This is a genomic window from Streptomyces sp. a15, from assembly GCF_059026085.1.
In genome coordinates this window covers 1-11,027 of record NZ_JBWLKM010000151.1, presented here as the reverse complement: position 1 = coordinate 11,027, position 11,027 = coordinate 1, and the positions used below count along the sequence as shown (strand labels likewise).

The following is an 11,027-nucleotide window of genomic DNA, read 5'->3' as shown; positions in this document are numbered from 1 at the left end:
TCGCATCCTCGCAGGTCAGGACACCTTTTCTGCTACCGGATCGTCAGACCGCACAATTCCGCTGAATGGCCAGGGTTGATGCGGCCGAAGCTGTCGACCGGCAGTTCATCGCGGTAGCCTGCCCGGTGAAGGAGACCGCCGCCGCTGAGCGGGTGTTGTGGGACCTGACCGCTGACTCCTACGCGGAGCCCCTTGTGGGCCGCTGCCGACCTCTTCTACGGCGGCTGCTCTGAGCCTGCTCTTCGGTACGTGTCCTCATGGGCGGATCCGAAGGGTTCATCTTGCTTCGTGGACCGTGCGTTGTCGGACGTCGGCCATCAATTTGTCCAGCAACTCGATGAGCGAGGCGCGTTCGTTGGCTGACAGGCAACTGACGAGTGTGGCCTCTCGGGCGAGCACGGTGTCGACGGATCGTTCGATGAGTGCGTGGCCTTCGGCCGTGAGCCGCACCAGGACGGTCCGGCTGCCGGTGGGCCCTGGGGTGCGCTCGACGAGGTCGTCCTGTTCGGCCCGGGCGACGCGCTGGGAGATCGCTCCGGCGGTCACCAGTGTCCGCCGGGCGAGCTCGCGGGTGCTGAGGGTGTAGGGCGGACCTGAGCGGCGGATGACGGACAGCAGGTCGAGGGTGGCCGCGTCGATCCCGGCATCCCGCAGGGCCCGGTTGCGGTCGTCGGCGAAGAGCTTGGCCAGCCACCAGATGGGCGTGACGATCTCGATCGACTCGGTGGGGGTGCCGGGTCTCTCCCGTCTCCAGGATGCGGCGATCTCGGCTGGGGAATGGGCGGGTTCGGGTCCTCGCGGCGAGGAGGGGAGGGCGTCGGTCATGGTGCGATCCTCTGTCCGCGTCGGCTACGTTTAGATCTAAACGTAGCACTGGCAGGAGGAATCTTGACTCGCATTGTTCTCGTCACCGGAGGCACCAGCGGCATCGGCCGAGCCATCGCCGCACGGTTCGCCGCCGACCAGGCAGAGGTCTTCATCACCGGACGCAACCCCGACACCGTCGAAGTGGCCGCCAAGGAGTTGGGGGTGCACGGCGTCGTCTGCGACGCGACCGACACCGGGCAGGTCGCGGAGCTTGCCGCCCGGCTCGACGAGGTGGATGTCCTGGTGAACGCCGCCGGTGGCCTGTCTCGGCCGACCGGCGACGGAATGACCCTGGACGAGGTGCACGCCCTGTGGCATGCCAACCTGGGGCAGAACCTGCTCACCGCGGTGCTGACCACGGCCTCGGTTCAGGACAAGCTCACGAGCGGCAGTTCCGTCGTCAGCATCGGTTCGATCGGTGCCGAGCGCGCAGGAGGATCCTACGGCGCGGCCAAAGCCGCTCTGGGCGCCTGGAACGCCTCGCTGTCCGCCGAACTCGCCCCACGGAATGTCACGTGCAACGTCATCTCGGCGGGCTACATCGCCGGCACCAACTTCTTCAACGGTCAGCTGAGCGACGAACGTCATCGCGCGCTGGTGGAGGAGACGCACAACAAACGACCGGGCACGGTGGATGACATCGCACAGACGGCATACTTCCTCGCGTCACCAGGGGCCCAGCACATCACCGGGCAGACTGTCCACGTCAACGGAGGCGCCTTCACCACGCGGTAGCGCCCGTCGGCACGGTCGAATGGTGCCGCCGAACATGATGCCCCGTATGGGGACTGGTCCCGGAGCCTGATCGCCAGGCTCCGGCGAGGGAACGCTGCCCGCGCTACCCGCACTGCCGCCGACCTCCAACACGACGTCGGCCCCCCGAGACACAACTCTCGGGGGGCCGACGCAAGACCCCGCAGCCGGATGCGCCAACAGGGTCTTGAGTACGCCGGGGCTGAACGGGATCACTCCCGCTCAGTCCACAGGAACGGTACGGAGTTACTGGGCGACGGTGAGGTAGGCCCGTTCGATCGTCTGGGCCACCGTGTTGCCGGCCCGGTCGGTCAGCTTGGCCCGCAGCGAGACGGAGCCCGCCTTCGCCGGGTGGGTCAGCGAGAGGTGCGTACCGCTGACCGTCTTGGCGGGCTGCCAGGTGGCACCCTCGTCGTACGACACGTCAAAGGCGAGCTTGGCGGGCCGCTGGCCGGCCGCCGCGCCCGCGACGGTGAAGGGCACCGTGAACCGCTTGCCGGCCTTCGCCGTGCTGGACAGGCTCAGGTCGGGTGAGAAGCGGATCACCGACAGCGGGAGCGCGGTGATGTCGTCCTCCGGCGTCGTGGCGGAGCGGAAGGTCCACTCCGTCCGGACACGGGTGCTGACCGGATACACCGCGGGATCACGTGAGGAGTCCACGGTCAGCTTGTACGCGCTGTCCTGGGCGGGAACGGTGAACTCGGTGAGGTCGGTCACCGGGACGCCGTACTCGTCGGGGATTTCCTTGCCGTTCGCCTCCAGCTTGCTGCTCACCGAGGTGTGGTGGCTGATGCCCCAGTGGCCGGAGCCGTCGCCGAACTGCGGCAGATAGGCCCTGATGACGTTCCCGTACCGCACGATGCCGGGGAATCCCTCTTCCGGTCCGGGGTGTCCGGTGCCGTTCAGGACCGGGCCGAAGACGCCGACGTTGAACCGCTCGGTGTAGTTCCGTCCGGCCTGCCAGGTCCTCGGCATCCGCATCAGGAAGTTCTCCCAGACCGTTTCCTCACCCGCGCCGCGGGTCTGCCAGGTACGGAAGGACCACTTGACGTCGTTGGCGAGGATGTAGTCCGTGGTGCTCAGCGGCAGGTCGCCGCGCAGGTCGTGGGAGCCGAAGACCAGGCTCCCGTCGGGTGCGTGGGGCGACACCTCGACCTGCACACGCCTGCCCTCGACGGGTACGCCCACCTGGAGGTCGACCTTGGCGAGCTGCTTCTGTTCGATGTCGGCGGCGAAGCCCTCCAGCTTGCCGGGGCGGTTCCAGGCCAGGTGGTAGGTGACCGGCCGGCCCTCGTCGTCCTCGCGGGTCCAGTCGCCGGCGAACACGGCGGACGCCTGGTCGGCGGACGGCTCGGGTCCGAGCTGTCCGAAGCCCGCGCCCTGGAAGGTCGGCAGGAGGAACTGCATGGTGCCCGCGCGCAGGCCCTCGCCCCGGTCGTACGTGTAGAGGACCATGGCTTCGGTGTTCTCCGCCGCCGCGTCGGGCACGGTGACCTCGACCGGCCGCGTCTGCCGTGCGTCGACCGTGACGGTGGTGTCCCCGTCCAGCGTCAGCTTCGGCTGCACCAGCATGGCGTGCGTGGCGGAGTCGAACGAAGGGTGGATCACCCCGGTGAGCGTGTAGTCGCCCTTCGGCAGCCGCACCGTGAGCACGCCGTCCTGCTCGTCGGCGTAGGTCTCGTAGAAGTCACCGTCGTAGGCCGAGACGGAGGTGGCGGCGTCGCCGGTCGGCTCGCCGTTCTCGTCGAGGTGCTTGAGCGTCAGGCTGTACGACTCCACCTCGCGCTCCACGCCGACAGCGGTACGCACCTGGACCTTGCCGTCGGCCGAGACGGCGGCCACCGCACCGCCGAAGGAGCCGTCGGCGGTGCCGGCGCGGGTGTCGACGGTGACGGAGGCGCTCGCCTCGCCGCCCGCCGGGACGGTGACCTGCTGCGGCGACACGGTGAACATGCCCTCGGCGGCGGGCTTGCCGTCCACCGAGAAGGCGTCGACGGACAGGTCGAGGGTGACCGGCTCCGTACCGAGATTGCGGTACGTCACCTGCTTGGTCGCCGGTGCGTCGTCGCCGTGCGGCCACTGCTGGACACCGAAGTCGAGCGGCTGCTGCTCGGTGACGACGCCCTGCTCCAGCGCCCGGGCCAGGTCGGTACGGCCGGTGCCCTGCTGGAAGGAGCTGTACGAGCCCGGCTTCGCGGAGCCCGTGAGGACCGCCTTGATGCGCTCGCCGGTCCAGTCGGGATGCTGCTGGGCGAGGATCGCGGCGGCGCCCGCGACGTGCGGGGTCGCCATGGAGGTGCCCTCGATGGTGAGGTAGCCGGGTATGTCGGAGGGGTACCACTCCTCCAGCAGGCTGCCGGCGGCCGCGGCGGCCGTGATGGCGACGCCGGGCGCGGTCAGGTCGGGCTTGACCCCGCCGTCCCCGACGCGCGGGCCACGGCTGGAGAAGTCGGCGAGCCCGTCGGCCTTGTCGACCGCGCCGACGGTGAGCGCGGAGTCGGCGCTGCCGGGCGAGCCGACCGTGCGTTCGCCGAACTCGCCGTCGTTGCCGGCGGCGACGACGAAGAGCGAGTCGCTCTCGGCGGAGAGCCGGTTGACCGCCTCCTCCATCGGGTCGATGCCGGGCAAGTCCGTGCCGCCGAGGCTGAGGTTGACGACGTCGGCGCCCTGGGCCACCGCCCACTCCATGCCCGCGATGATCCCGGAGTCCGAGCCGAAGCCGTCGTCGGCCAGGACCTTGCCGTTCAGGAGCTTGGCACCCGGGGCGACACCCTTGTACTTGCCTCCGGCCCCGGAGGGAGAGGCAGCGCCCGTACCGGCCGCGGTGGACGCCACGTGGGTACCGTGTCCGAACGTGTCGCCGGTACCGGTGGACCCGGAGAAGTCCTGCTCGGCGATCACTTGGCTCGCGAGGTCGGGGTGGGCCGTGTCGATGCCGGTGTCCAGCACGGCGATCTTGATACCGGTGCCGTCGTAACCGGCGGCCCAGGCCGTGGGCGCGCCGATCTGCGGCACGCTCTTGTCGAGGCTCGCCTTGCGCCTGCCGTCGAGCCACAGTTTCTCAACGGCGGTGGAAGCGGTGAACTCCGCCGTTCCGTCGCCCTTGTCGGCGGTGCCGGTGGCGGTCACCGCGTTCCAGAACTCGGCGCCGCGCTTCTTCACGGGACGTATCGACTTGCCGTTGACGACCGGAAGCGACCGGCCGATCTTCGCCCCGGCCCCGGTGAAGGGGGTCATCGAGGGAGCCTTCTTGCCCCGGAAGGTGACGATCAGGGGTACGTCGCCGCGGCCGGCGTCGTCGTACCCATCGGCGACCAGCTGCGTCACGTCGAACAGCCGGGCGTCCAACTTGCCCAGTGCCAGCAGCAGTTCGGCATCACCGGGCACGACCTGGGTGTGTCCGGCGACCACCCGGACGGAGAACGGCACCCGCTCCCGGCCCTCCGCCCGCATCACGCCGGTGACCTTTCCGGCGCCGTCCAGCATGACCCGGTCACCGGTGACGAGGGTCACTGTCTTCACTGCCTGGGCGGTACCTGCCGCCTTGGACGCACCGGCCGCCTTGGACATACCGGCCGCCTCGGCGGTCATGACGGTACTGGCGCCGCTCGCGCCCTGGGCCGCCCCGCCCGGAACTCCGGCCAGCAGAAGGGCCGTGGAGGCCACCCCTGCCGCCACGACCGCACGCCTTGGCCTCGCGGGTCTCGCGGGTCTTGCGTGTAACTCCACCTGAACTCCTGACACTTCGACATCGGACAGTGGCCGTCCCGAGTACGCCGACGGCTCGCACCAAGAGACGGACGGGGGCGGCGTCGGGTTGGAAAAGAATCCGACTTGTTTCTGACGACATGTCAGTGGGCGGTCCTCCACAGAACCCCCTCCTGCACCCTTCGGCCAGCACAGAAGCGGTCCGGACCCGTGGGGTCAGGCCGTTCGACCGAGGCGGTACTGCTCTTCGGGGCAGGAGATTGGGCTGCCGGGACCCGCGGACGTGCGCGGGGTGACACACCGGGCGAGACGAGCGGGGCGAAGTAGAAGAGCTCACCCGACGGGGATTCGCCAACAGCGCCGTACCGCACAGGCCGGGCCTCGCATGTCCCGCGTCGCACCGAGCCGAATCAGGCGCTGACCTTCTCCTCCGCGCGCCCCTGCACCCACTCCGGGGCCGACGCCAAGGAGCGCGGGATACGTCCAGCGCTGCGCACGTGTCGCCAAGGGCATGGTGGCCCCGGCCTGGGACATCACCCCGTGGCCGCCGCCCTCGACGCGAGCACGCGGGTAGGACCCGATACGCTGCTTCACCTGAGAAGTGCCTTTGACGGTGGCAGGAACAAGGACCCAGACAATCCTCATTCTTGCTGGTCAGAGGAACTTTCCGCCCTCCCGTCGCGGGATCGTCAATCGGTCCGGATGCGGAGGCTCCGCGCCAGGGTGGGGATCATCACCGTCGCAGGGACGAGGTGCAGCCCGAGGAGGGCGGTAGTGGTGGCGGTGTCTGCCCCGGAGAGGAGGGGCGGAAGAAACGAGATCGCGGTCAGCGACACTGCCGTCCACACGAATCGCTCGGCGGGGCGAGCGCTCCAACGAAGAAGAGCGGCGGCAAGGACGATGCCCACGACCGAGAAGAAGCCGGTCACCACGGCGAACCCGGACAACGGGATCGTCTCGCCACCATCGGGGACCTCGAAGTCGACGCCAATGGCCTGGGCGAGCGCAGCGGCGAGGGTGGTGGCCACCGTCGCTGCGAGCGTGGCAATGATGCCGGTGCCGGCGAGCCCGCGGAGTCGGTGGGTGTGGCTGGTCCGGCCCGATGCCGGGCCTGCGACGCCCCCGGTGTCATTCGTGCTGTTCATGTCGCTCCTCCATCATTCGGTAACTGACGCACGGGGCGTGCTGACTGGCAGGTGACGGTCCTGGCCCTGGGGGTGACGATGCGCACCCTCGCCGTGCGACGGCCGGGGTTCCGCAGGGCGCGGACCCCGGTGCCGCGGAGCCAGAACCCGGCGTCGCGCCCGAGGACCGGCCCGGGCTCGCCGTCGCGCAGCTCCAGCTGCACCCGCCCGCGGGTGACGACGCCGAACGCGTCGTACCACTGGGCCGGGACCACCGCGACACGCGCGCCACCGCGCAGCGCGAGCGTCCACACCGGGACTACTCCGTGCCGTCGGCCGGCAGGAACTCCGGCAGCCCGAGCCGCGGGAACTGGTCGTCGTGGAACGTGACGATCTCGGTGATCGCCCCGCCGGTGACGCGCAGGACGTCGATCGTCAGCGGCAGGTACGCCCCCTCCTGCAGCTGCCAGAGGTAGAAGGCGACGGCGGGCTGCCGGTTCACGGAGGTGGGGACGGCGCGCAGGCCCTTCATTCCCTCGAAGCCGTCCTCGATCCAGTCGTTCACCACCGCGTCGCGGCCGACGTACAGGCCCGGTGTGGGCGGCATCGAGCAGCGGACATCGTCCCGCAGCATCGCGGCGAGCGCCGGGATGTCCGTGGCCACGCTGGCGTCGGTGAAGCGGCGCACGAGCTCGCGCGTCCCGGCGTCCTGTTCGCCGCCGGTCCAGTCCTGCCGCTCGGCGGGCAGGTGCTCCCGCATGCCGGCGCGGGCGCGCTGCAGCGCGCTGTTCACGGAGTTGACGGAGTCCCCGAGGAGCTCCGCGACGTCCTTCGCCGGCCAGCCGAGCACGTCCCGCAGGATCAGCACGGCCCGCGGGCGCGGCGCGAGATGCTGGACTGCGACCAGGTAGGCCAGCTCGATCGTCTCCCGCGCGACGGCGACGGTCTCGGGCTCGTCCGCGTCGCCCGCGGGCAGCTCGTCGAGCAGCCGGTCGGGGTAGGGCTGCAGCCACAGCACCTCGCCGCCGGTCGCAGGCTCCGGGCGGCACTTGGCGAGCAGGTCCAGGCAGGCGTTGGTGGCGATCCGGTACAGCCAGGCCCGGAACGTCGACCGCCCCTCGAAGGTCTCCCGCCGCCGCCAGGCACGGAGGAACGTCTCCTGCACGGTGTCCTCGGCGTCCTCGAACGACCCGAGCATCCGGTAGCAGTGCACGTGCAGCTCCCGCCGGTGCCGCTCCGCAAGCCCCGAGAACGCCGGCTCGTCGACCTCGCCCAACCCGCTCACGCCCAACTCCTCCGGCCGCGTATCCGCACTCATCACGTCATCCTTCCGCCTCGTCGTGTCCTGTCGTAGGTGTGACGGCTGCGGCCGCGAAAACTCATCACCAGCGTCGGTCGGCATGGCTGAGCGTCTTCTCATCCTTGGCAGGTCGGGTCTTCGACGTGGTGGAGAACGAGGACGGCCGGCACCATTGCGGTCGTCGGGGAGGGGCTGCAGCGCAGGTTGGTCACGATCTTCCAGGTCTTGAGGGTGGCGACGGCGCGTTCGCCGCGGCAGCGGATCCGGCGTGGGCCTTGTCCACGGCCTTCTGCCGGCGCGACAGCTTCGGCCGGCAGCGGTGCCGCTTGAACGGGATACGCACGAAACCGCCGCCGCCTTGATACGCCTTGTCCGCGAAGGTCATCACGTCAGCGTTGGTCAACGCGGCGATGATGCCGTGGGTTCGCGCAGCAGTCAGGCTGTGTGCCGAGCCGGGAAGTGCCGCCGACGCCCAGACGAGGCGTCCGGCCGCATCCGCGATTACCTGCACGTTCACCCCGTGCCGTCGGTGCTTTCCGGAGTAGTGCGGCTTCTGATCGTGCACGCGGTCGATCGGGATCAGCGTGCTGTCGAGGACGACGTAGGCCAGCAGCGGGATCCTGGTCATCGCCTGGTGCAGGTCGTTGGCGGTCGCGGCGAGCAAGGCGATCGCCTCGCGGATATAGCGCCAGGCGGTGACAACCCCGACCTGGAATCCGGCGACCAGGCGGGTGAGGATGTCGCCGTTGCGCAGGTGGGCCAGGGGGAGCAGGGCTGCCGGCCGGGTCGAATGGGCGCTACCGGGAGCCTCGCATGACCCGGCTACCGACCTTCACCACGCCACTGACCTGCACCATCAGGTTGGAACCTCTTGCTCCGGGCGGGCGCGGAAAGTGAAGCGTCGGCCCGTCTCCGACGTCACGCCGGCTCGGGTGCACTGGGCCCTGGCCTCGCAGGGTCGGCAGGCAGTCATAGCAAACCGTGCTCGGATCACCGGGGTTCCGTGCTGGGATCGGTCTTCCCGCCAGCCGCCGGTGGTCTTGCCATGTGATGCCGGCGATGCCAAATCGAGCACGTCTTTGCCCGCATGCAGACCTGGAAGATCGTGCGCGACTGCCGCCTCCGCGGCGGCGTGCACCACGCGATGCGCGGCATTGTCCGCCTGCACCACCTCAATCTCGTGGGATGGGCGAACCAGCCGTCCCGCGGCCGCTGGCATGAGCCGGCGGGGAACGAGCCGGCCCACGCCAGTCCCGTGGTCAGTTCACCTGCTGGCGGGCCTGCTTCACTTCGCGGTCGACAGCCCAGGCGTCAGCGACCGGCCCGAGGTGGCCGAGCTTGTCGGGGTTGATCACTGAGCGGATGGTCTGGATCTGCCCGTCGAGCACCTCGAGGGCCAAGATGTAGAGCACCTTGCCGTCCCGGTCGCGGAAGATCGCTCCGGGCTGGCCGTTGACCTCGTGCGGCTCGAAGGTCACGTCGATCCGGGCCATTCGGGGGAAGACGGAGGCGAGTAGCCGGGCCACGTTCTCGGCGCCGATGACGGCCCGGGCCAGCTGCGGGGCCTTGCCGCCGCCGTCCCCGGCCATCGACACGTCGGCGGCGAGCAGATCCCGCAGGCCGACGACATCGCCTTCGCGCAGGGCGTCGAAGAATCGCGTCGCCAGCTCCTGCCGCGCCTGACGGTCCGCTTCGAACCGTGGCCGCCCGGCCTGCATGTGCCGCCGCGCCCGTACCAGCAGCTGCCGGCACGCCGCCTGTGACCGCCCCAACGCCGCGGCGACCTCGTCGAAGCCGAAGCCGAACACCTCCCGCAGCACGAACACCGACCGCTCCAACGGGCTGAGCCGCTCCAGGAGCAGCAGCGCCGCCATCGACACCGAGTCGGCCAGCTCCGCTGAGCGTGCCGGATCCTGATAGGGATCGGTGAGCAGCGGCTCGGGGAACCACGGCCCGACGTACTCCTCCCGCCTCACCCGCGCGGAGCGCAGCACGTCGATCGAGATCCGCGTCACCGTGGCGGACAGGAAAGCCTTGGTCGACGTGGGACGGGTCGCCGAGCTGTCGAAGCGCAGCCACGTCTCCTGCACCGCGTCCTCGGCCTCACCCACGCTGCCCAGAATCCGGTAGGCGATCGAGAACAGCAGCGGCCGCAGCTTCTCGAACTCCTCGACCTTGCTCACGCCGACTCCCCCTTGCGGCCCTCCCGCCCGGCCGTACTCGTCGGCGCGGACATCTTCTGGTGATCATCCGGTCCACCGGCGGCGCAGAGCAAGGCCCCCCGGGCCGGGAGCCCGGAGCCAGTGGCCGGGCCCCGGGCCGGTCGCCGACGGCCGTTCAGTGGAACTGCCCTACCTCGTAGTCGCCGGCCGGCTGCTGCGTGATGATGTTGAGCCGGTTCACCGTGTTCATGAAAGACACCAGGATCACCAGGGCGGTGAGCTGCTCCTCGTCATAGTGCTTGGCGGCGTACGCCCACACCTCGTCGCTGACCCCACCGGCCGCATCCGCGACCCGGGTCCCCTGCTCCGCCAGCTCCAGCGCGGCACGCTCGGCCTCGGTGAAGACCGTGGCCTCCCGCCACGCCGCCACGAGGTTCAGCCGCACCGGGGCCTCCCCGGCAGCGGCGGCCTCCTTGGTGTGCATGTCGATGCAGACCGCGCAGCCGTTGATCTGGCTCACGCGCAGCGCCACCAGCTCCTGCGTCGCGGCCGGCAGCGGGGATTCCTTGAGCGTCCTGCCCGCCGACATGACGTACTTGAGGGCCTTGCCGGCGGTCGGGCTGGAGAAGTAGTTCAGTCGCGCGTCCATCGTGTGCTCCTCCGTGGTCGTCAGTGGCTACACCCCCTGAGACGAGGTAGCCCGACGCCCTGTGACACGGACGTGTGTGACCCACGTCTCCCTGCTGCCGGGGTGTTCGGAGATGGTTCAGGCCGTGCCGGTCACCGAAGGCGCGCGGGCTCAGCCCGGTGAACGGGCTCCGGAACAGCTCCGAGGCCGTGATCACGCCGGCCACGAATTGCCGTCGTACCCAAGTCCACTGCACATCAAAGTCACTTGCGGGACGGCCCTTGCCAGGGGCTGTCTCCTTGATGCTCGGTGACGGGACGATACCGGTCGGGTTTCGTACCCTTGCGCATCCGCCCGACGAGGTCCGCCAACTCCATGCCTGCCTCACAAGGCTGGTTGCGCCACCTTTACTGACTTCGGCTCGTCAGGGTGAATCATCGCGAAGTCCCTGAAGGGCTTCGGGTGGTGGCTGTATTCCGTGGTGT

Annotated in this window: 9 protein-coding genes and 2 pseudogenes; 3 read left to right on the top strand and 8 right to left on the bottom strand. The window is 69.8% G+C overall.

Annotation, left to right across the window (positions count from 1 at the left end; all coding sequences use genetic code 11):
* Positions 1–65: 65 nt before the first annotated feature.
* Positions 66–233 (top strand): hypothetical protein, encoded by a 168-nt coding sequence (locus tag AC5P09_RS50015; protein WP_493880323.1) that lies wholly within the window; start codon positions 66–68, stop codon positions 231–233.
* A 43-nt stretch (positions 234–276) separates the two neighbouring features.
* Here AC5P09_RS50015 and AC5P09_RS50010 read toward each other — a convergent pair whose 3' ends face one another.
* Complete coding sequence (locus tag AC5P09_RS50010) at positions 277–825, bottom strand: MarR family winged helix-turn-helix transcriptional regulator (protein WP_493880322.1); 549 nt, start codon at positions 823–825, stop codon at positions 277–279.
* 63 nt (positions 826–888) lie between these two features.
* Between AC5P09_RS50010 and AC5P09_RS50005 the strand changes: the two genes are divergently transcribed.
* Complete coding sequence (locus tag AC5P09_RS50005; protein WP_493880321.1) at positions 889–1,602, top strand: SDR family NAD(P)-dependent oxidoreductase; 714 nt, start codon at positions 889–891, stop codon at positions 1,600–1,602.
* A gap of 264 nt (positions 1,603–1,866) precedes the next feature.
* Here AC5P09_RS50005 and AC5P09_RS50000 read toward each other — a convergent pair whose 3' ends face one another.
* From AC5P09_RS50000 to AC5P09_RS49980, 5 genes and pseudogenes are all read right to left on the bottom strand, one after another.
* The gene (locus AC5P09_RS50000; RefSeq protein ID WP_493880324.1) at positions 1,867–5,211 is read right to left on the bottom strand and encodes a S8 family serine peptidase; all 3,345 of its coding nucleotides are present in this window, start codon (positions 5,209–5,211) and stop codon (positions 1,867–1,869) included.
* 806 nt (positions 5,212–6,017) lie between these two features.
* Positions 6,018–6,473 (bottom strand): DUF6069 family protein, encoded by a 456-nt coding sequence (locus AC5P09_RS49995; RefSeq protein WP_493880320.1) that lies wholly within the window; start codon positions 6,471–6,473, stop codon positions 6,018–6,020.
* The gene (locus AC5P09_RS49990) at positions 6,470–6,766 is read right to left on the bottom strand and encodes a hypothetical protein (RefSeq protein ID WP_493880319.1); all 297 of its coding nucleotides are present in this window, start codon (positions 6,764–6,766) and stop codon (positions 6,470–6,472) included. The genes AC5P09_RS49995 and AC5P09_RS49990 overlap by 4 nt, the downstream gene beginning before the upstream one ends.
* A gap of 5 nt (positions 6,767–6,771) precedes the next feature.
* The gene (locus AC5P09_RS49985; RefSeq protein WP_493880318.1) at positions 6,772–7,770 is read right to left on the bottom strand and encodes an RNA polymerase subunit sigma-70; all 999 of its coding nucleotides are present in this window, start codon (positions 7,768–7,770) and stop codon (positions 6,772–6,774) included.
* 98 nt (positions 7,771–7,868) lie between these two features.
* Positions 7,869–8,527: pseudogene (locus AC5P09_RS49980) on the bottom strand (transposase family protein); the annotation flags it as partial.
* A 282-nt stretch (positions 8,528–8,809) separates the two neighbouring features.
* Between AC5P09_RS49980 and AC5P09_RS49975 the strand changes: the two are divergent.
* Positions 8,810–8,938, top strand: a pseudogene (locus AC5P09_RS49975) (IS5/IS1182 family transposase); the annotation flags it as partial.
* 73 nt (positions 8,939–9,011) lie between these two features.
* On the opposite strand, the gene AC5P09_RS49970 reads toward AC5P09_RS49975, so the two are convergent.
* Positions 9,012–9,935, bottom strand: coding sequence for an RNA polymerase sigma-70 factor (locus AC5P09_RS49970; protein ID WP_493880317.1), 924 nt, complete (start codon positions 9,933–9,935; stop codon positions 9,012–9,014).
* Positions 9,936–10,089: 154 nt separating this feature from the next.
* The gene (locus AC5P09_RS49965; protein ID WP_493880316.1) at positions 10,090–10,563 is read right to left on the bottom strand and encodes a carboxymuconolactone decarboxylase family protein; all 474 of its coding nucleotides are present in this window, start codon (positions 10,561–10,563) and stop codon (positions 10,090–10,092) included.
* Positions 10,564–11,027: the final 464 nt, after the last annotated feature.